Consider the following 20,627-nt stretch of genomic DNA (forward strand, 5'->3'; position numbering starts at 1 on the left):
GTAACGAAACGAAAACAGCCTGAATACAGGGAGGCAGGGGGATTTTTATGAAAGTGATATGCGCGGTCAAAAAAGAGTCAATGTCGTTTTTTTTACATTTCAATCCATATTTTGCCGAGAGCGCCGGGGAGATCGGAGAACTTCTTTCCGGTTCTGAACCGTGCCTGTTATTTATCGACGCCCTCCATATTACGCCGGGCATTTTGAAAGCGGTTCGGGAGAAGAGAGATATCTGCCTGGCAAGCCTCATGGCGGAGTCGCCGGAACAGATCGGGATGATGAAAACGCTGTATCCGGAGTTCAGGCTGATCAGCCTGGCCAATGTAGCGGACGGAAGGGAAGTCTTTTCGGCGGAGATGTTTAAGGATATTCTGGCATCGGAATATGTGAACGACATGATATATGGCCACCCGGAACGTATCCTGGAGCTGGATTTCCTGTTTCGGACCATGCATATTAAGATAACTCCGCAGATCGTCTTTACCATTGTGTTTGATGATTTCTGGACCATCTGCGAAAAGAAGGATAACGTTTACCGGTACCGGCTTAAGAGAACCCTGCTCAACAGCACCAGAAAGGTACTGGAAAGGGGGTACAGCGCCGTGTCCGCCACGCTGATGGGGACGGATAAAGTGGTAGTTTTACTCAATTGCCGTGATTTAACGGGGGAGGATGCGGAAGATTATGCCGCCCGGTGCGCCGAATTGCTCCTGTCGGAGATTAAAAAGATGACGGGATATTCCGTTTCGATTGGAATGAGCTGTTTCTGTGCGGCTCCGGCATTGCTCTGCCGCGCCTATGAGCAGTCCTTCCGGGCGCTGGAGCAGTCGTTTATGGCCGGGCCGGGTCAGCTTCTGCGCTATCAAAGCCCATCCTTCGAGCGGGGGAAAACATCGAAGGCAGGCGGTTCGCCCGCCCTCCGGGAGCAGGGGAAAAAGGATTTGATCGTCGCGGTCACAACACAGGACGATGCTCTCTGTGCGGAAACACTCAACCATATCTTTGCCGGGCTTGCCATGCAGAATGCAGATTCTTCCTATATAAAGTCGTTATCGGTCTCCATCCTTTCCGAGCTGGCCGGATACGGCGTCGGCATGGGGCTGGATGCGGTGGATATTTCATCGAAAGTCCTGTCCGTCACCGGAGCGATATTCAAAGCCAACACGATGAATGACGTCAAGGCCGAGACCTACCAGTTCCTTCAGGGCCTGTCGAGGAGCTTAAAGTCCGGGGTTCCGAAAAGCACGCCCCTCGATATGGCGGCCGCCTATCTGGAACAGTACTACATGAATAATCCGGGATTAAACGAGGTGGCGGATTTATGTGGTTACAGTCCGGCCTATTTCAGCCGCGCCTTTAAAGCGCGCTTCGGAGTGAACTTTGTCCGCTACAGCCGGGAGGTTCAGCTTAAAAATGCCAAAAAGCTGTTGCGGGGCAGCGATTTAAGTCTTGCACAGATTGCGGAGAAGACGGGGTTCCAGACCACCAGCTATCTGGGCGCCGTTTTTAAGAAGGAGGTGGGGCTGTCTCCTGGAAACTACCGGATTTTGTCGGAGAGCGGGTTGCATTCTGATTAAAACTATGCTAAACTAACCTACGCAATAAGGCCGTGAAATTTCTGTACCTGAAAGAAATTTCACAATTAAAGACCGGTGTGTTCGAGACCTTCCACACCTAAAACAAAACTAAAGGAGACAACTGAATATGAGAGAGAGAAACAACAAAACCGTTTACTTTTTAGCCTATGGAGCGGTGATCGCGGCCATTTATACCGCACTTACCGTGCCGTTTGCCCCGATTTCCTTCGGACCGGTGCAGTTCCGGATTTCCGAGGCGCTGTGCATCCTGCCGTTTTTCACGCCGGCGGCGGTACCGGGAGTCTTTATCGGCTGCCTGTTATCGAACCTGCTCAGCGGTGCGGCGCCGTTAGACGTCGTGTTCGGAAGCCTGGCAACGCTGATCGGCGCATTAGGCTCCTACGGGCTTCGCAGGAACAGGAATCTGGTATGCATTCCCCCGATCCTGTCCAACGTGATCATTATCCCCTGGGTTCTCCGCTTTGCCTACGGCTCCGCGGACTTAATCCCATTTGCCATGGTCACAGTGGGAATCGGAGAGATTCTGGCAATCGGAGTTCTGGGCAATATGCTCCTGCGCGTACTGGAACGGTATAAAAATACTATTTTTGGCAGATGCCTGGCAGAGAATACGGCTGCCAGATAACCGGAAAGAACGGAAAAAGCCGGACGGAACCGGTATCTGGTAAAAATACAGGAATTTAAGTAATGAAAAGCCTCGGAAAGGAGATAATTCTTTTCCGGGGCTTTTAAAATTATTGACATTTTCCAGCAAAAGAAGTTAAATTAGAGTGGTGCTGTACTGCACGTAGAAAACAGGGTACGGCAAAGGACATCAAAACGGCATATACATTATATAGAGAGGCTGCAGAATATAGAAAATAAAGGTGGAAAACAGTATGTATCAGATTGATTTTGGAAAACCACAGTCGGTTCACTTTATCGGTATCGGCGGAATCAGCATGAGTGGATTGGCAGAGATTCTGATGGACGAGGGATTTAAGATATCGGGGTCCGATGCCCGCAGTTCAGAGCTGACGGAGCATCTTGAGGCCAGAGGGGCCGCGGTTTACTATGGTCAGAAGGCTGAAAATATAAAGGATGGAATTGATGTGGTTGTCTATACGGCAGCTATCCACGAGGATAATCCGGAATTTATGGAAGTGAAGAGGAGAGGGATTCCTCTGATGAGCCGCGCGGATCTTCTCGGGCAGATGATGAAGAATTATAAGGAGGCAATTGCAATTGCCGGAACCCACGGAAAGACGACGACCACATCTATGGTGACGGAGATTTTCCTGGAGGCGGACAATAATCCCACGATATCGGTGGGCGGAATCCTGAATTCCATAGGCGGCAACATCCGTGTGGGCGGTCCCGAATTCTTTGTGACCGAGGCGTGTGAATATACGAACAGCTTTCTGTCGTTTTATCCGACCATGGCGGTTGTACTTAATATAGAAGAAGACCATCTCGATTTCTTCAAGGATATCGACGATATCCGCCGCTCTTTCAGGCTTTTCATGGAAAAAGTCCCGGAGAATGGAACCGTGATTATAAACGGGGACATAGAGAACTGGCAGGAACTGACGAAAGACGTGAGCGGACGGGTCATTACATTCGGCAGCTCCAGGGAAAACGACTACAGCGCGGATGCCATTGTGTATGATGAGTACGCAAGGCCGTCCTTTGATCTCTATATTAAGGGAGAGAAAAGGGAGCGTCTCAGCCTGGGCGTGCAGGGAGAGCACAATGTTTACAATGCGCTCGGCGCCATCGCCGTGTCACTGGAAGCGGGAGCCGGTATGGATGCGATCAGCCGGGGACTTATCAGGTTCACGGGAACCAACCGGAGGTTTGAGAAGAAGGGCGAACTGAAGGGAATCACAATCATTGACGACTATGCGCACCATCCGCAGGAGATTGAGGCCACACTGAAGGCCGCAAAGAATTATCCCCATAAGCGTATCTGCTGTGCATTCCAGCCGCATACTTATACGAGGACAAAGGCATTTTTAAACCAGTTTGCAGAGGCTCTATCGCTGGCCGACTGCGTCATGCTGACCGACATCTATCCGGCCAGGGAAACTGACACTCTTGGAGTCAGTTCTGCGGATATTGTCGCTCTTTTAAAGGAAAAAGGAGTCGATGCCTGGTATCTTCCGACCTTCGCCGATGTGGAAAAATTTATTTTGGAAAATTGTACACAAGGCGATTTGTTGATAACTATGGGGGCCGGAGACATTGTAAAGGTTGGAGAAGAGCTGTTGGGACACTAGTTATCCACATTATCCACATAGTTGTCAACATTTTATGTAAAGAAGCTATGTGGATTTTTTCTGCCCACAGTGCAAAACGGGTGAAATTCCAGGAACGTTGATAAATCAAGGCTTTCGACAAAAATGTGCATAGATCGCAGAGGCGGTACACAATTTTGTCCACATTATCCACATTATCCACACCAATATCTGTGGATAAGCGGGCCTATTTTCTTTTACAGGGACCTGTGTTATTATGTAAGAACAGTGGTATCCGGGTATATACCGGATCATGATCGAACCAAAGCGAGGAATGGTGAGGGGATGGAACTAAAGTTTACAAACCGGTTTTCTGCAAGATTTACCGTGGTGGCAAATGAGTTTATAGATGAATATATGGCCGACGCCAATGGAGAGTATGTAAAGGTGTACCTCTACCTGCTCCGCCACGAGGGGGAGGCAATCACGGTGGAGGCGGTGGCCGATGCGCTAAACCATACGGAAGCCGATGTTCGCCGTGCATTTGCCTACTGGCAGAAAGCCGGAGTGCTTGAACCATCCGGCGGTGAGGCCGCAGTACCGGACAGGAAGAAAACAGTCTGTCGGGCGGCGGAACTTGGAACCGCCGCAAATCAGCCTGCCGGAAACCAGGCGGCACGTGAGACCAGCGCTGCCTGTGCCTGTGATATGGAGGCGCTGTCGGATGATGAGACCTTTACCCAGCTCGTATACATATCCCAGAAATATCTGAATAAAACGTTTACGCCCGTGGACTGCCAGGTATTTGTAAACCTGTATAAGAACCTGAACATGGCGCCGGAACTCATCGAGTTCCTGGTGGAGTATTGTGCACAGAACGGCCATACCAGCCTGCGCTATGTGGAAAAGGTAGCCCTCAACTGGCATGAGAAGAAGATTATGACGGTCGAAGAGGCCAGGGCCTACTCCAGAAGTTTTTCTAAAGAATCATTTGCCGTTATGAAGGCCATGGGCCTCACCGGCAGAAACCCTGCAGATTCTGAATTCGAACTGATGGAGAAGTGGTTCAGGAGCTACGGCTTCACGCGTGAGATTGTCGTGGAGGCGTGCGACAGGACAATCCGTGCGATTCACAACCCCAGTTTCCAGTATGCCGACCGGATCCTTTCAGACTGGAAAGACGCCGGAGTGAGGACGAAAAGCGATATCGACGCTCTTGACAAGATACGCAGGGAACAGGAAAAGACAAAAGAGAACAAGGGCGGCCGCGGCCAGGCAGACGGTTCCGGGCGTTCCGGAAAAGGCGGCCAGGGCCGGTCTTCCAACCGTTTCCATAATCTGGAGGAACATGGATACGATTATGATGAGATGGTCTGGGACATGATCAATGCAGGACAGAAGAGCGGGGAACCGGGAACGGGCCACACAGAGTGAGCAGGAGGTGGAGATGGCACTCAGTAACTCACAGTATGATTCCATCATGCGGATCTACAATCAAAAACAACTGAACAATAAACATGAGCTGGATCGGCGGACCAGCGAGGTATACCGGAAGATTCCGGCCGTCAGGGAGATGAATGACGAGATCAGCTCTGCTGCGGTGCGGAGCGCAAAACAACTTCTGGCAGGCGACCAGGGAGCGGTTGAGAAGCTCAGGAAGACCATTGCCGAACTCCGGGAGGAGCGCCAGGTTCTGCTTGCCTCCTACGGTTATCCGGCCGATTACCTTGAGATGCAGTATGAATGCCCCGACTGCAGGGACACCGGCTACTGCAACGGTAAAAAATGCCATTGCTTCCGCCAGCGGGAGATTAACCTGCTGTACGCCCAGTCCAATATCAGGGAGATATTAAAGAGGGAGAACTTCGACCGTTTTTCTTATGAATATTTCGACGATACAAAGATTGATGAGCGGAGCGGAAAGACGGCAAGAGAATACATGCGGCAGGTTGTGGACACCTGCAAACAGTATGTGGATAATTTCGGACAGAAGAAGGACAATATACTGTTTACCGGAAAGACGGGACTCGGCAAAACATTCCTCAGCAACTGTATTGCCAGGGAACTGATAGAACTCAGCTATTCCGTCGTCTATCTGCCGGCGGTAGAGATGTTTGAGATATTTTCTAAGGAGCGCTTTTCCTATGACTCCACCGATGAGGACCGGGACCGTTCCCGCTACCTCCTGGAGTGTGACCTCCTGATCATCGATGATCTGGGAACGGAGCTGGTTAATACATTCACCACATCCCAGCTGTTCTACGTGATCAATGAACGGATGAGCCGGAAGCTGGGCACGATTATTTCCACCAATCTGCCGGTCAACGAGATGAGGGACGAGTTTACCGACCGGATTATGTCCAGAATCGTGAGTCAGTACAAGGTGATACCTCTCTATGGGGAAGATATCCGTATCAGGAAGAAACTAAGAGAAGCAAGGGGAAATTAGGCTAAAAAATGAGAACGCCGCCGGTGACGGCCGGGGTTCGGGATGGTGAGAGGGAGATTATGAGTCTTCAGTCCCGGGCTGCAGGTTGCCGCGGGTGGGGAATCGATGCCGGGGGAGTGTCTGATGTTCGGTCTGAGATTGTATAGTTTCAACCTGTATAATCTTAGACAGTATAATTTCAGATTGAATATTTCAGGTTTGTCTATACCGATTTTTATTATTATATTTAGTCGGTGATACCGCCGGAATGTAAAAGTATCAAATTTGCGTGGTGGCAGCGACAATACCCGTTACGCACTTGACGAAAGGGACAATGAGTCTCTGAACATGACGAACGGGGCCGATCCCTGCCTTGTCTTCAGTCCCGGCCATAATCTGCCCGGGGAAGGAGGGGAAAAATTTTCCGCAGGGGACCTTGGAATCCGCCGGTGCTTGCTGAGGTATTTTACGAAGCTAGCAACCGCTGCGCATTCCACAAGCGAAAGCGAGTCCCCGTAGGATTTTTTTTCCCCGGATTCCCCCTCACGACATCATCCCCCCCCCCCGGGACTGAAGATTCACCACCTCCACCTCCCCCGTCCGCCATCATCCAGAGCCGTCCCGCATCTCAACTAAAATAACAAACCCCTTGATTTACTTGACTTATCTGGTGCATAATGATATAAATGAAACGTTGATTGGGAACAATACGGCCGGAGGCAGCAAAGGCCGATCATATTAAAATATATATAGACATACTGGAGGAAAGAGATGTTGTACGAAGAAAAAATCATTGAGACGATTCCGGTGGGGCCGCTTGGCCTGATCCCGCTCAAAGGATGCGCTGAACTTGGAAAGAAAGTGGATGACTATCTTGTATCATGGAGAAGGGAGAGGGAGAGCGAACATAAGACAACCATCGCTTTCTCCGGTTATCAGAGAGACACCTATATTATCGGCGCCAACACACCGAGATTTGGTTCCGGTGAAGGAAAGGGAACCATCTCCGCATCGGTGCGGGGTGACGACGTATACATCCTGGTGGATATCTGTAATTACAGCCTCACCTATTCCCTGTGCGGTATGGTAAACCATATGTCCCCGGACGACCATTTTCAGGATTTAAAGAGAATTATTGCGGCTGTGGGCGGTAAGGCAAGAAGGATCAATGTTATTATGCCGTTCCTCTATGAGAGCCGCCAGCATAAGAGATCGGGACGTGAGTCCCTGGACTGCGCCCTGGCCCTGGAAGAGCTGGTGGAGATGGGAGTGGAGAATATTATCACTTTTGATGCCCATGACCCGCGTGTCCAGAACGCAATCCCGTTAAAAGGATTTGAGACCGTACAGCCGATTTACCAGTTTATTAAATATCTTCTCAAATATGAGACGGAACTTCAGATTGACAGCGATCATATGATGGTAATCAGCCCGGATGAGGGCGGCATGTCACGCGCCGTATTCTTTGCGAACGTGCTTGGACTGGACATGGGTATGTTCTACAAGCGCCGCGATTACACAAAGATTGTCGGCGGCCGCAACCCGATCGTGGCTCATGAATTCCTGGGCGCCAGCGTGGAAGGCAAAGATGTCATCATCGTGGACGATATGATTTCTTCTGGAGAGAGTATGCTGGACGTTGCCAAAGAATTAAAGGCCAGAAAAGCCAGGAAGGTATTTATCTGTTCCACCTTCGGCCTTTTCACCAACGGACTGCAGAAGTTCGACGAGTACTATGGCAACGGCCTGATTGACAGGATTCTGACTACGAACCTGATTTATCAGACTCCGGAGCTGCTTTCAAGGCCGTATTATATCAATGTGGATATGAGTAAATATATTGCGCTTATCATCGACAACCTGAACCATGACGCATCTCTGAGCGAGCTTCTGAACCCGACCGGCAGAATTAACAGGCTGCTTGTAAAGTACAGGGCAGGAATCAGAGATTAATTGTGGAAATGTGCACAGCCGTTTTGGCCTCAACCCAGTTTTATTTCATTAAGCGGATGCGGACAGGCCGGTGCAAATTTTAAACCGTATCAGACAGGAAGACAGGACAGAGGGATTCTCATTCAGGGGAGTCTTTCTGTCCTTTCTATTGAGGAAAAGTGGAATCACAGGAAGGAGTAAGAAGATGGAACAGAATCTGAAAAAGCAAAACAGGCCGCAGACTATGAAAGCCGTAGTGTTTCACGGCATAAATGATATCCGCATGGAGGAGAGGCCGGTTCCGGTTATTCAGGACCCGAAGGATGCGGTGGTCAGAGTCGTCCGCTCTACAATCTGCACCAGCGATCTGCACATCAAAAACGGAGCCGTTCCAAGGGCAGTGCCGGGTATTATACTGGGGCATGAATTTGCGGGCGAGGTGGTTGAGACAGGCTCCGGGGTTACAAAGCTGAAAGCTGGAATGCGAGTGGCGGCCAACTGTGAAACGTTCTGCGGAACCTGCTATTACTGTAAAAGAGGATTTGTCAACAACTGTGAGCATGGAGGCTGGGAACTGGGATGCCGGATTGACGGCTGCCAGGCCGAGTATGTCCGGGTTCCCTATGCCGACATGGGGCTTACTCCGATTCCGGATACGGTTTCCTACGAGGAGGCGCTGTTTACGGGAGATATTCTCTCCAGCGGTTTCTGGGGAGCCGATATTGCCGGGATTCAGAGGGGAGACTGCGTCGCCGTCATAGGGGCAGGTCCCGTGGGGCTGTGTGCGGCCGAATCGGCAAAATACCTTGGCGCCGGTACGGTGGTTCTGATTGACCGCGATGCATACCGCCTGAACCTGGCCATGCAGAACGGCCTGGCGGATGTGACGGTCAATACCGGGAAGCAGGACGCGGCAGATGAAGTCAGGAAATTGACGGAGGGAAGGGGAGCCGATGCGGTCATTGAGGCGGCAGGCGGTAAAGATACATTCGAACTGGCCTGGAAGCTGGCAAGGCCGAATGCAGTCGTTTCCGTGGTTGCCATGTACGAGGAGAATCAGATTCTTCCGCTGCCGTCCATGTATGGGAAAAACCTGACATTTAAGACGGGAGGCGTGGACGCGAACCGCTGTCCGGAACTTCTTTCCCTGATAGAAAAAGGAGACTTAAGGACGGATTTCCTGATTACCCACCGCTCCTCCCTTGGGGAGATCATGGAGGGATACCGGGTATTTGAGGCCAGGGACGATAACTGCATTAAATGGGTGGTTACGGCCGCCGAGTAGGGAGAATAAGCCGCTGAGTAGGGAGAATAAGCGGTATGGGGCATTGCTTTAAGACTTATCGCTTTATAAGTTATTGCTCTATAAGTTATTGCTTCATAAGTGATCGCTTCGGGACTTACTGCTTCAGGCAGGAGACTGCTTTATCCGTCAGTTCTCCATAAAACCGTTCAAACAGGGAGATGAATTCCCGCATATAGAGCGGCTGATGAGCCTGTGCGTGAGTGACCAGTTCTATTTTCAGGAAGTCATTTAAATCGTCCAGGCAGAAGACTTGGATCTGTTCCGCTGCCTCCCGGCTCCGGTTGAAGGCAGCGACTTTTTCCAGTACGATTTCCGGGCAGAACGCCGCCGCCAGATGTCTGGCGCAGAATTGAAGCTGCGTCTCATAGTCGCTGATAAAGAAAATCATATTCAACTGCACATTCCAGTTGTTCAGGTACCGTTCAATCAACTGGTTAAATGTGCTGTTGCTGTTATTGCCGACAAAGGGGAGTCCGGGGAAATCGCTGAGCCTGATACTGCGTTCGCCCGGACTTGTTCCGGTATCCGGCAATTTTCCGTACCGGGCCAGCAGGCTCCTGGTGGCTATCATATAAATCCGTTCATTTTTAAGAATTTTGCGCGCCAGCAGTTCATGGCTGGGGCAGTTTACACCAACAAACATATCGATCTTTCCGTTCAGAAGGAGGGGCAGAAGCTGTTTAGCATCGTCCAGCACGACCGACAGGCGGACATGGGGAAATTTCTCATGGTAATCGCAAAACACGTCGGGCAGCAGAATCCGCGCCCTCGTCGCATTGATTCCCAGAGTCAGGGAACCCTGTTTCCCTTCTTTTGTATTGATTAATTCATTCTGTATACCTTTCTCGATCACCTCGATCTGGCGCAGCGACTGCAGGAGCAGCTCGCCCGCCGGCGTCAGCGTCAGCTTCGGCGTTCTGTTAAAGAGGCTCACCCCATAATAATCTTCCAGCCGTTTGATGTGGCTGCTCAGGCACTGCTGCGTAATATAGGCTTTGTTTGCCGCTTTTGTAAAACTCGTTTCTTCGGCGGCCAGCAGAAACATTTCATGGCTCGTCTGCATAGGGATTCTCCTTTCCATATCTACTCCATAAAGCTTAACACAATAGAAGATGATACACAATATTTTATTTGTGCTGAGTGCTGCCTTTCATTGTTTTTCATGGTGAAGATTTACTGGTATAATCATCTCAACAGATGATAAATCAGTCGAAAGACAAGATAAAAATGATTGGAAGAGACATTCTGAAAAATAAACCAGTAACATGAGAGAAGGAGAAAATATGGGAGAGATTCGGGACAATATTGCCGACGGATATTATGAAGGGCTGATGAGCGCGGTCGGATTCCGGGAGCAGGATTTGAAGAAGCCGGTAATCGGCGTGGTGAATTCCTGGAATGATGTGAATCCGGGGCACAAGCCATTTAAGGAGCTTGTAAATTATGTAAAGGAAGGAATCTGGGCAGCGGGCGGCGTCCCGGCCGAGTTCGGGGTGCCGGCCCCCTGTGACGGGATGGCCCAGCTTCGGGGAATGCAGTATGTGCTCCCTCAGAGAGACCTCATTGCCGCGTCAATCGAGGCCATGGCCGAGGCACATTCTTTTGACGGCATGGTGTTCTTGTGCTCCTGCGATAAAATTATACCGGGAATGCTGATGGCGGCTGCGTCCTTAAATCTGCCGTCCCTGTTTTTGACGGCCGGTTCGATGGTTCCCTATGAAACGGGAGAGAATACCTTTGTGACATCGGATTTAAAAGAGTCCATCGGAGCCAGGAACAGCGGGAAAATCTCGGAGGAGACATTCCGGGATTACAAGGAAAACATGTGCTATTCCTGCGGAACCTGTTCCATGTACGGAACCGCCAACACGATGGGGGTGTTCGCCGAGGTGGTGGGGCTGTGCCCGGTTGATTCCACAACAATGCTTTTCTGCTCCTCGGCAAAACAGAAGCAGGCAAGGGATGTGGGAGAACGAATCGTAGGCCTGACAAAAGAGGGAATCCGCGCCAGGACCTTTCTGACAAAAGAGTCTCTCAGTAACGGCATCATGCATATTTCGGCTACAGGCGGTTCCACCAATGCCGTAATGCATGTGACGGCGCTGGCGCGGGTGCTGGGCCTTGATATGGACCTGAGGGAATTTGACAGAATTCAGGAGAGCGTTCCGGTCGTTGCCAAGTTTAAACCCTCGTCGAAGTATAATCTCTATGATTACCACAAGGCGGGCGGAGTCAGGGGCTCCCTGACGGCGATCCGGGAACACCTCAACCTGCAGGTTCCCATGGCTTTTGGGGGAACACTCGGGGACATGCTTGAGCGGTTTTCCGGTAAAATCAACCCGGAAGTCATTCACAGCCCGAAGCAGGCGCTGCATGAGGACGGATGTTTTACCATTCTGCACGGCAATCTGGCGCCAAAGGGCGCTGTGGTGAAAAAGAGCGGAGTGGAAGCGTCCATGTTTTACCACAAAGGACCCGCCGTGGTCTTTGACTCCGAGGAGGAATTGATGGAACGTATGCTCAATTCCGACATTACACCGGGATGCGTCCTTGTCATCCGTTATGAGGGACCGAAGGGAGGCCCCGGAATGCGGGAAATGTCGATTCCGGCCGCCATGCTCATCGGGATGGGACTTCATACATCGGTGGCAATGATCACAGACGGACGGTTTTCGGGTGCATCCAGAGGGCCGTGCGTGGGCCATATTTCCCCCGAGGCATGGGACGAAGGACCGATTGCCTGCATTAAGAACGGAGACATTATCACAATCGATCTGAATAAAAAGCGGATAGAGGTGGACTTATCTGAGGAAGAGCTGGAACAGAGGAGAAAGGAGATTGTAAAACCGGATCATAAGGCAGGGGGAATCCTGAACGCATACCGGAAAAGCGTATGCGGCGCAGAGGACGGAGCTTTGTGGCTTTATTCAGAAAACAAATGAGATTACACAGGAGGAATGGTAGATTATGGGGACTTTGGTCGCATTTTTAATTGGTTTGGCAGTGATGTTTTTTCTGATGCTGAAGACAAAGGTAGGGCCTTTTATGTCGATGCTCTTCGGCTCTCTGGTGATTGGACTGGGCTGCGGCGTCAGTTCCGCGGACACGATCAGCGCAATTGCGGGAGGATTTGGAAATACATGTAAAAGTATTGGTATTGTTATCATTTTTGGAACGATTCTGGGAGAGTACCTGGAAAAGTCAAATGCTACACAGAAGATTGCCACGACGCTTCTGCGTCTGACGGGAGACAAGAATGCGGATGTGGCGCTGGCAGCCACCGGATTCGTGGTATCAATTCCCGTTTTCTGTGATGTGGCGCTCATCATGCTGGCGCCGATTGCAAAGGCCGTAGCAAAAAAGAGCCGTTTAAAGCTGGGCGCCCTGGCGACGGTTCTGGCTCTGGGCCTTCTAATCACAAATACTTATGTGGCGCCGACGCCGGCTCCGCTGTCTATTGCGTCCATACTCGGCATCGATGTGGGGCAGTCCATTCTCTGGGGACTGGCGGCTTCCCTGTTTGTAGTTGTGGTTGTCTGGGCATACTGCCGCTTTTTCCTTCAGAAAAAGCCGGACGACTGGTATGTTCGTTCAGACAGCGCCGCCGCACTGGAAGACAGTGAAAACGGAAATGAAGAGGAGACTAAACTCAGTGACGCGGCTCCGGCCGTTATGCCGTCGTTCCTGGCATCGATACTTCCGATCCTGGTGCCTATCGTATTAATCCTTTTTAATACGACATGCAGCATGCTTCTTCCGGAGGGCGCGGCTCTTCTTACCGTCAGCTCTTTTCTGGGAGATAAAAATATTGCTTTAGCTCTTGGTATTGTGACGGCTATCCTGCTTTTGAAAAAATCCATTCCTCAGAACGAGGTGTATGATGCGATGACCAATGCCCTTTCCACAGCCGGACCGGTTATCTTTATTACGGCTGCGGGCGGCGCCCTTTCCAAGATTATCGACGCAACGGGAGTCGGTGTGCTCTTTGCAGATTCCCTTGCAGCCAGCGCCCTGCCGGTCATCATTATTCCGTTTTTAATCTGCGGCTTTTCAAAATTTGTCCAGGGTTCCTCCTCGGTTGCCGTTATCATGGCCTCGACTCTGACACTGCCGCTTTGCAATGCAGGACTGATTCACCCAATCGTTGCCTTTATCGCAATTTGTGCTGGTTCCGGCTTCGGTTCCCATGTAAACAACAGCTTTTTCTGGGTCTTTGCAAACCTCTTCGGGTATGACACCAAGACTACGTTGAAATCGCTCTGCGTAGGGCAGCATGTGATGGCATTTGCCGGGTTGGCTGCGGCTTGTATTGTCAGTGTGATCCTGTAACTGTTATTTAATAGAAGGAAAAGTATTAACCCAGTGATATAAAAAGGTTCCTGATGCAGCGCACCAGGAACCTTTTTTCCTCAACCTTACAATCTGCCGATTTTCTCGTGAAATCTGGGACATCTCGCCCTTGCCGTTTTCAACGGATTGACTACCTGGCTGATTTGAGTGTCGCAGGCAGCGCTGAATAGCCGGTAAGCGTCTGGAAAATTAAGCTCCAGTTTGCGCATAAGATAGTCGATTCCGTCCTTGACCGCGATCTTTACACATTCGTCCAATGTTTCCGCTGAGGCCAGGAAGTAAATAGCTTCAGCGGTCTCTATAACGGGGCGCTCAATTTTGCAGTCTTTGCGCAGGGTAACACGGACTAATCCTCTCCCTGGTGTTTCAATGGCGGTGCCACTGACCTCTCCATCACCCATACATGCATGGAAATCACCAATGCACAGACCTGCTTCTTTGTTAAATACCGGGAGATATAGTTTGGAACCAACCGTCACCTTTGTGGTATCCAGATTGCCGCCAAATTCTCCGGGGTAGGAGCAGCGAAGATCCAGACCCGGCCGTGGCGCTACGGCACAGACGCCGGCCATAGGGGTCAGGGGCAGGTGAATCTCTTCTGAAAAAATGGCATATCCGTCACGGATGGGGATGATTTTACTGTCCGGTTGTGTGATGAGGTCGCCCAGTAAACCCAACCCCATACTGGAGGGCATAACCCCCTGTGGCCCGAATTCAAAATCCAGAAATTCTATGCACAGTACATCCCCGGGCATGGCATCTTTAACTGCAATCGGCCCAGTGGACCAGTTGATTTTCGATGTATCTAAATCCGGCCGTTTAACAGACGGGTCGGTGATTTGTCCCCGATAGGCATCCTCGACTTCAATCCAGAATATTTCTCCACTCTCGATTTGACATTTTGGGGGATGGGCTGCATTAAACGTATGTATGGCATTATCTTTGGAAATTATTCTCATTTTCAATGTCTCCTATCTTAAATGTTTTATGCCTGTTATAGAGGGACTTCAGCCTCTACCAGCCTGTTGGCAGCATTCCGAACATACTTAAAATTTTGTAACCGGTAGAGAAGATGAAAACGATGATAATCAGCCCCTGCACCCACTTGGCAGCGTACCAGCCACACGTCCAGGGCGGCTGGTTATCTCCGGTCTTGCGGGCCTTGTTGAGCATAAAAATAGGAAGGACCGACATGATGATTCCACCGAAGGCACCGGCCAGAGAAATGGCATCCACAAAACCCACCAGCCCGCTGAAGGCCAGAATCAGAGGCACACCGGCTACCACCAGCATTGCCAATACCCTGGTTTTGCGATCGTCTTCGTCTTTAAATTTGAAAATATCCACCACGTTGTTAAGCATGGATGTGCAATGAGTCCAGTAGGATGTCAGCATAGCGGTCAGAGCAAACAGGTTTGCTACAACGGCTGCCACAGGGCCAAGGGCGCTTCCCCACGCGATAGTCGCTACCTGAGTGACATTTTCAGCGCCTGTGATAGCCAGCACAGACAGAGGAACTAAGCACAGGAAAATGGTTACAACAATTTTAGCGGAAATAATGACTTTGGGAATCATCTCGGGGGTGTGGCGCAGTCCGCGGACAATGTCAGGTACGGCATATTGGGTAATATGGCAGAAGATTGCCATATTCAGCAGAGGCAGAGCGAAGCTCCAGTTGGCGTACATGGCCCGGTTTACATCGGTGTTTTTATTCATAAATGTAGCAACTACAAGTCCAGCCAGCAAAATGATCATGGATGTGCTGATGACCTTCTGGGACACTCCTGTAGTTTTTAGTCCAAGGAAAACAACGATAATGGCGGGAATTGAAAAGATCAACCCTCCCACCGTTTCGGAACATCCCAGAAAACTGGCTATGATGGCACCGCTACCGGTGGTATAGGCAACCATGCAGCCTAGCGAGTTACAGCATACTCCTATAAAAATTAAAACAGAGCCTGTTTTTCCTAAGTAGCGTTCCGCCAAACCGGGTAGTTGGAGTATTTTCTTGGTGCGCAGAGCAACTTCGGCCACATAGAGCATGGAGGCCGTTACCAGAACACCGCCGATGACCAGCCACATAGCCAGAATAGGCCAGCCGCCGAACCGCGCGGAATAGGCCAGGCTCAAAATTCCGGAACCGATGTTGACTCCGATAATCATAAATGCAGCTTCATACGGAGTAAGCTTTTTTACCTTTAGTGCACCTTCTTCTGTTTCAAATGTTGCAGTTTTGACTTCTTCAGACATAACTTTTCTCCTCTCGTGATAGATTGCAAAAACTATATTTCCTCAGCCAATATGAAAAAATCCCCTCCCCCTTTCATTTATTTTTCGTATTGTCCCAGAGGAACCATTACATGCTGGTGGTAGAAAACGCGGATCAGCCTGTCTCCCTATAATACGGAAGCTGTTCATCAAAGCCGTTTTTACCACGTTTGAACCATTCAATCATATGCTTAATGGTATCAGAGGCCTTGGCCGCAGCAGCCAGGTCGGAGTTAAATGCCTGATGGGGCTGTACATATATGTTGGCAGTTCTGTTCTCAGCCATCTCAAGCAGTCTACGGGCTGCCAGCAGGTTTTTGTCATTATATATTTTCTGGTTCCTAAGTGATTGGGAAAAATCATTTTCCGCTGTAAAAACGTCTAATCCGATTCCACCGATTATCCCTTCCTGGTAAAGATGTAAAAGTCCAGATTCCGGTGCAATTTCTCCTCGTGTAATATTAATAAAGATAAATCCTTTCTTCCCCTGTCGAAGAACTTCCTCAGAAAAGTAATTTTCGTTATAGAAGATGCTGTCGGGGACTCTGGTAAGATTCATTGCATTAATTATAATGTCACTATTCTTAACAGCTTTTTCCTTCGAGACAAAATTTACACTATTTCCGTAAAGGTCTCTCAGTTCTTTCTCCCGAATATCAACTGCCTGCATGAAGAGTCCGTTTGCCTGAACCAGATCATAAATCCTCTTCCCTATCTTTCCGACTCCAAAGACAGTAGCGACTCTATTGGAAGTAAGTTCCATGAAGGAGGCAGTCAAATTGCGCTCGAAAGTCGCTGCGTTAACCGTATACTGATTGAGCAGCCCTGCCGCTGCATACATGAACTTAACAGCAGTCTGAGCAACGGAATTAACACAGTAATTTCTCAGAGAAGTAATATTGGCTGTATCGAAGAGCGCTTCCAGATGGTCGTATCCCGCACTTCTTGTAATGATGTTTTTTTTTGTTCCCGACAGGTAAGAAGCCGGCAGGACAGAATGGGTTTTTATACTGATAATCTCAGGCAGTTCTTCGTCAGGGTTCTGCTTTAGAAACTCCTGCAAAGTTTGCGGTATTACAAGATAACGCAGGTCTTTTGGAATCAGATTGCACTCCTGTGCAGCTTTTGTTTCATCTACAAGATGCTTTGCCTCTTCTCCCAGGGCTTCAAAATGAATGATGTCATAATTTTTACTCATAGTAATACTCCCTTCTTCAAAACTCTTTTTCCGGCATCGATGGAGAATAGCCAGAGCAGGGTGATTTTTATTAAAATTGTTAAACAGACATCGCCATTTAGACACCTAAGGGATGATGTCCATGCTCACCATGATGTCTCAAGTTTTTGCGCATTAACTTTATGATCTATTTATAGCATCTTTTATTTGTAAATACCTGCATTTGATTGGAATAAAATTGATGTATCTTGCGGTCGGATTAAAACATATAAATCTCATTATATTGAATGCGAAAATGCACATACATCCATATAAGATTGAAAAATATATGATTAAACAATCTTTTGAATAGAACAATCATTAAAAATATAAAATTTAATGGACATTTATGCAGGCGGTTGCAACGTACAAAATCACACAAAAATGCAGGAAAAAGAATAAAATTGCCAAAATATTGACTTATTTTGCTCGGGAGCATGAGTATCCTTGAAAGGAAAAAGTGAAAAAGATAGACTAGGGCTATAGAGAAAAGAAATCGCGATGAAAGAGGCAGATACTGGAAAAATGATCCAGTGTTAATGTGAAGGAGATATAGTAGTATTATGAAAGAAAGGTCAAGTCATATCAAACAGGTGACATCTGACCGTTTGGGGTATGATTGGAATATATTCGAAGAGGGGGACGAGGGCGAATGATTCAATGCCATTATGAGATACATATTAGTAAAAATGATACTTATTCCATGGATCGCCCTCATTTTCATGAAGATATTGAGATTGTGCTCTGCATTGCCGGAGAAGGTGTATTTTTTCTGGAGCCGGAGGTGTTTCCACTGTACAGGGGACAGTTATTCCTGATTGATTCGTCGATCCTCCACCGGAGTGTGGCAAATGAAGAATACCGGTGCATGGTTTTCCATATTTCATCGGAAATGCTGCATGAATTCTCGTCCCTTCAAAGTAACTTTCAGGCGAGAAGCAAACGATCCGGCCTAGTAGCGTCACTGACAGAGGAGGATACGAAATATCTGGAGACACTCTATGGTAAGCTTGCCGAAGATTTCGGTAAAGAATTTGGCGGGGATATCAGACAAACGATTACATTGCTGACTTTTTTACTTACCTGTTTTTCTCATTTTAACGAGGCTGAGGACAGGGAAGTTTATACTAATCCAAGTCTCGATAAAGTGGCGCCGATTCTATCCTATATCCAGGAGCATCTGGGAGAGGCCATGACCACTCAGTCTATTGCCGATGCCTTTTATATGAGCAAATACCATCTGTGCCATATTTTTAAAGAAGGCACCGGATTCAGCCTGATGGATTACGTCATAAACTGCCGCATACTGAAAGCCAGATCACTTCTCAGAAACGGGATGCGGGTCCAGGAGGTTGGAGAAAATGTAGGTTTCCGAAATAATGAGCATTTTATCAGAACCTTTAAAAAGCTGACGGGAATGCCACCGAAACGGTATGCGATGATGTACAAGGACAGCGATCAGAATGCCAAAAGGGAACTCGTGGTGATAGAAGGAAAGGATGGGAAAATCATAGAGGGGATAAAGGCATGAGGATTTAATTGAGGAATGAGAACGCCGCCGGGACGGTCGGGGGGCGGGATGGTGAGAGGGAGGTTGTGAGTCTTCAGTCCCGGTTTGCAGGTTGTCGTGGGTGGGGAATCCGGGCAGAAAAAGTTCCTGCGGGAAACGCTTGCGCTCTTTGAAGTGCATAGCAGTACTAAGGCGCCCAAATACGCCGCCTAAGTACTGATGGACTTCCAGGTTCCCTGCGGAATTTTTTTCTCCCGGCTTCCCCACGGGAAGGTTATGGACCGGGACTGAAGACGCGAAGGTTTTCGCCATCCCGTACCCCGGCCTGCGGCCGCTGAATTGTTCTTATTCCTTCAAAGGGGGGAGGTACTGTCGCTGCCACTATGTTTCTTCGAATGCTTCAAAATATCTGCTATCCGGTCTCTGACGGGTTTGTTTTGGAACTTTTCATCTTAGAGTATTGCGTCAGAACATTCGACTTTTGTTTTAGAAATTCATCTGTTCTCAAATTCATCGTGATATACCGTCAGACCGTTAAAGTATCGCAGCTTCGTAGTAGCCGCGACAGGACCCTCCCCATTTAAGGTTAGAGACAATCAGCGTCCGGAACGGACCATGTCCGGTGCCGCGAAAACCTCCGCCTGAGTCTTTTGTCCCCGGCGATAACCTGCCGGGGGAAGGAGGCGGAATCAATTGTGCAGGGGATATGGGAGTCCGCCGGTACCTGGCGACACATTGAGCACTTAGCGAGGTCTCTTCGAGCTTAGTGCAAAAGCGTGCGGTGGCAGGTCTTTTCGAGCCTGGCACCGCTGCGCACTCCAAAAAGCGCGAGCGGTCCCCGTAACAATTCATTCCGGCCGGATTCCCCCTCACAACAACCTCCAATAGGGGACAAAAGACTCAGCCAGCCCCCTCACCACACCGGACATGGTCCGTTCCGGACGCGTCCTCTTCACCTCAGTTAAATCCTTATTTTTATGGCCAATTTGCCGGCCGCTATCTAAACCCCCCGTTTCTTTGTCTGAATTTCCAACAGTTGCAGGATCAAACTTTCCACAACATCTTTATATTCGATATCTAAAAGTTCAAAATTCGCTAATATTTCCGCATTGGAGTCATCACGGCAGCCGGGAAGATCGGTTATATCTTCCTCACCGCCAACAGGAACAAAACCGGTTTCCAGAAGAAAATCACCGGAGGTTTTTAAGATTTTCGCCAGTTGCTTTATCTTGGCCACATCAGGCTGTCTTTTTCCCGTTTCATAGCCGCAGTAAGTGCTGTTCGTGATCCCCATGGCATCGGCTACCTGCTGCTGGGTATACCCGATGGAAATTCTCGCTTCTTTTAACCTTTCGGTAAAACTCATTACGACACCTCACTTTCGCCTGAATCATAACATATGGTTGGCGTATCGTCAATAAAATCCCCCTAATATCTTGATAAGTTGGCGAACTGAGAATATAATGACACTGTGGTTTGGCGATACGCCAAGAAAGGAGGAATGCTACATATGTATCCCAATTTATTGGGCCAAAAAGAATTCTTTCATCTTACTGAGCAGGATATGGGAGAAATCATAGGCGTCAGCCGCAGCGATTACAGCCGGAAGATTTTAAACGGCAGCTTTTATCCGGGCGAGTGCCGGGCCTATTGCAGATATTTTAATAAGCCTTTTGATTTCTTATTTGCAACGGAGGGCGAAATCAGCCACTTTCTTAACAAATCCTTTCGGAATCTGCTTCCGTCTTCCTTTCCCGCGGGACAGGAAATGATTTCCGGTTAAGAAGCGCTGTCATGATATTG

Annotated in this window: 16 protein-coding genes; 11 read left to right on the forward strand and 5 right to left on the reverse strand. The window is 49.1% G+C overall.

What is annotated here, in order from left to right; all coding sequences use genetic code 11:
- Window positions 1-47: 47 nt before the first annotated feature.
- From V3C10_01195 to V3C10_01225, 7 genes are all read left to right on the forward strand, one after another.
- The gene (locus V3C10_01195; GenBank protein ID WVP62473.1) at window positions 48-1,577 is read left to right on the forward strand and encodes an AraC family transcriptional regulator; all 1,530 of its coding nucleotides are present in this window, start codon (window positions 48-50) and stop codon (window positions 1,575-1,577) included.
- Window positions 1,578-1,704: 127 nt separating this feature from the next.
- A complete protein-coding gene (locus tag V3C10_01200; protein WVP62474.1) occupies window positions 1,705-2,223 on the forward strand; it encodes a QueT transporter family protein in 519 nt (172 codons plus the stop codon).
- Between the two features lie 253 nt (window positions 2,224-2,476).
- Entirely contained in the window at window positions 2,477-3,856 is a 1,380-nt protein-coding gene (murC, locus tag V3C10_01205) for a UDP-N-acetylmuramate--L-alanine ligase (GenBank protein WVP62475.1), read from the forward strand.
- A 303-nt stretch (window positions 3,857-4,159) separates the two neighbouring features.
- A complete protein-coding gene (locus tag V3C10_01210) occupies window positions 4,160-5,248 on the forward strand; it encodes a DnaD domain protein (protein WVP62476.1) in 1,089 nt (362 codons plus the stop codon).
- A 13-nt stretch (window positions 5,249-5,261) separates the two neighbouring features.
- Entirely contained in the window at window positions 5,262-6,263 is a 1,002-nt protein-coding gene (locus tag V3C10_01215; protein ID WVP62477.1) for an ATP-binding protein, read from the forward strand.
- A 750-nt stretch (window positions 6,264-7,013) separates the two neighbouring features.
- Window positions 7,014-8,195: a ribose-phosphate pyrophosphokinase gene (locus V3C10_01220; GenBank protein ID WVP62478.1), complete on the forward strand. Its 1,182-nt coding sequence runs from the start codon at window positions 7,014-7,016 to the stop codon at window positions 8,193-8,195.
- A 184-nt stretch (window positions 8,196-8,379) separates the two neighbouring features.
- Window positions 8,380-9,459 (forward strand): alcohol dehydrogenase, encoded by a 1,080-nt coding sequence (locus V3C10_01225; GenBank protein WVP62479.1) that lies wholly within the window; start codon window positions 8,380-8,382, stop codon window positions 9,457-9,459.
- Window positions 9,460-9,574: 115 nt separating this feature from the next.
- Here V3C10_01225 and V3C10_01230 read toward each other — a convergent pair whose 3' ends face one another.
- Window positions 9,575-10,543 carry a LysR family transcriptional regulator gene (locus tag V3C10_01230; protein ID WVP62480.1) on the reverse strand — a complete coding sequence of 323 codons (969 nt, stop codon included), beginning with the start codon at window positions 10,541-10,543 and terminating at the stop codon, window positions 9,575-9,577.
- Between the two features lie 220 nt (window positions 10,544-10,763).
- Here V3C10_01230 and ilvD point away from each other — a divergent pair, with 220 nt between their 5' ends.
- Entirely contained in the window at window positions 10,764-12,422 is a 1,659-nt protein-coding gene (gene ilvD / locus V3C10_01235; GenBank protein WVP62481.1) for a dihydroxy-acid dehydratase, read from the forward strand.
- Between the two features lie 25 nt (window positions 12,423-12,447).
- Window positions 12,448-13,809 carry an SLC13 family permease gene (locus tag V3C10_01240; protein ID WVP62482.1) on the forward strand — a complete coding sequence of 454 codons (1,362 nt, stop codon included), beginning with the start codon at window positions 12,448-12,450 and terminating at the stop codon, window positions 13,807-13,809.
- An 86-nt stretch (window positions 13,810-13,895) separates the two neighbouring features.
- Here V3C10_01240 and V3C10_01245 read toward each other — a convergent pair whose 3' ends face one another.
- The 3 genes from V3C10_01245 to V3C10_01255 form a co-directional block, all read right to left on the reverse strand.
- Complete coding sequence (locus V3C10_01245) at window positions 13,896-14,789, reverse strand: acetamidase/formamidase family protein (protein WVP62483.1); 894 nt, start codon at window positions 14,787-14,789, stop codon at window positions 13,896-13,898.
- A 55-nt stretch (window positions 14,790-14,844) separates the two neighbouring features.
- Complete coding sequence (locus V3C10_01250; GenBank protein WVP62484.1) at window positions 14,845-16,080, reverse strand: aromatic amino acid transport family protein; 1,236 nt, start codon at window positions 16,078-16,080, stop codon at window positions 14,845-14,847.
- A gap of 133 nt (window positions 16,081-16,213) precedes the next feature.
- Window positions 16,214-17,296: an NAD(P)-dependent oxidoreductase gene (locus V3C10_01255; protein ID WVP62485.1), complete on the reverse strand. Its 1,083-nt coding sequence runs from the start codon at window positions 17,294-17,296 to the stop codon at window positions 16,214-16,216.
- Window positions 17,297-17,966: 670 nt separating this feature from the next.
- On the opposite strand from V3C10_01255, the gene V3C10_01260 reads away from it, so the two are divergent.
- Window positions 17,967-18,845 (forward strand): AraC family transcriptional regulator, encoded by an 879-nt coding sequence (locus tag V3C10_01260; GenBank protein WVP62486.1) that lies wholly within the window; start codon window positions 17,967-17,969, stop codon window positions 18,843-18,845.
- A 979-nt stretch (window positions 18,846-19,824) separates the two neighbouring features.
- On the opposite strand, the gene V3C10_01265 is transcribed toward V3C10_01260, so the two are convergent.
- Window positions 19,825-20,190 (reverse strand): helix-turn-helix transcriptional regulator, encoded by a 366-nt coding sequence (locus tag V3C10_01265; GenBank protein WVP62487.1) that lies wholly within the window; start codon window positions 20,188-20,190, stop codon window positions 19,825-19,827.
- 144 nt (window positions 20,191-20,334) lie between these two features.
- Between V3C10_01265 and V3C10_01270 the strand changes: the two genes are divergently transcribed.
- Complete coding sequence (locus V3C10_01270) at window positions 20,335-20,607, forward strand: helix-turn-helix transcriptional regulator (protein ID WVP62488.1); 273 nt, start codon at window positions 20,335-20,337, stop codon at window positions 20,605-20,607.
- Window positions 20,608-20,627 lie beyond the last annotated feature (20 nt).

This window comes from [Clostridium] symbiosum (genome assembly GCA_036419695.1).
GTDB classification, from domain to species: Bacteria; Bacillota; Clostridia; order Lachnospirales; family Lachnospiraceae; genus Otoolea; species Otoolea symbiosa_A.

What these genes read in the sequence shown, in the direction of transcription:
- V3C10_01195 (WVP62473.1), top strand. Translation starts at nt 48, where the DNA reads ATGAAAGTGATATGCGCGGTCAAAAAAGAGTCAATGTCGTTTTTTTTA.
- V3C10_01200 (WVP62474.1), top strand. Translation starts at nt 1,705, where the DNA reads ATGAGAGAGAGAAACAACAAAACCGTTTACTTTTTAGCCTATGGAGCG.
- murC (WVP62475.1), top strand. Translation starts at nt 2,477, where the DNA reads ATGTATCAGATTGATTTTGGAAAACCACAGTCGGTTCACTTTATCGGT.
- V3C10_01210 (WVP62476.1), top strand. Translation starts at nt 4,160, where the DNA reads ATGGAACTAAAGTTTACAAACCGGTTTTCTGCAAGATTTACCGTGGTG.
- V3C10_01215 (WVP62477.1), top strand. Translation starts at nt 5,262, where the DNA reads ATGGCACTCAGTAACTCACAGTATGATTCCATCATGCGGATCTACAAT.
- V3C10_01220 (WVP62478.1), top strand. Translation starts at nt 7,014, where the DNA reads ATGTTGTACGAAGAAAAAATCATTGAGACGATTCCGGTGGGGCCGCTT.
- V3C10_01225 (WVP62479.1), top strand. Translation starts at nt 8,380, where the DNA reads ATGGAACAGAATCTGAAAAAGCAAAACAGGCCGCAGACTATGAAAGCC.
- V3C10_01230 (WVP62480.1), bottom strand. Translation starts at nt 10,543, where the DNA reads ATGCAGACGAGCCATGAAATGTTTCTGCTGGCCGCCGAAGAAACGAGT.
- ilvD (WVP62481.1), top strand. Translation starts at nt 10,764, where the DNA reads ATGGGAGAGATTCGGGACAATATTGCCGACGGATATTATGAAGGGCTG.
- V3C10_01240 (WVP62482.1), top strand. Translation starts at nt 12,448, where the DNA reads ATGGGGACTTTGGTCGCATTTTTAATTGGTTTGGCAGTGATGTTTTTT.
- V3C10_01245 (WVP62483.1), bottom strand. Translation starts at nt 14,789, where the DNA reads ATGAGAATAATTTCCAAAGATAATGCCATACATACGTTTAATGCAGCC.
- V3C10_01250 (WVP62484.1), bottom strand. Translation starts at nt 16,080, where the DNA reads ATGTCTGAAGAAGTCAAAACTGCAACATTTGAAACAGAAGAAGGTGCA.
- V3C10_01255 (WVP62485.1), bottom strand. Translation starts at nt 17,296, where the DNA reads ATGAGTAAAAATTATGACATCATTCATTTTGAAGCCCTGGGAGAAGAG.
- V3C10_01260 (WVP62486.1), top strand. Translation starts at nt 17,967, where the DNA reads ATGATTCAATGCCATTATGAGATACATATTAGTAAAAATGATACTTAT.
- V3C10_01265 (WVP62487.1), bottom strand. Translation starts at nt 20,190, where the DNA reads ATGAGTTTTACCGAAAGGTTAAAAGAAGCGAGAATTTCCATCGGGTAT.
- V3C10_01270 (WVP62488.1), top strand. Translation starts at nt 20,335, where the DNA reads ATGTATCCCAATTTATTGGGCCAAAAAGAATTCTTTCATCTTACTGAG.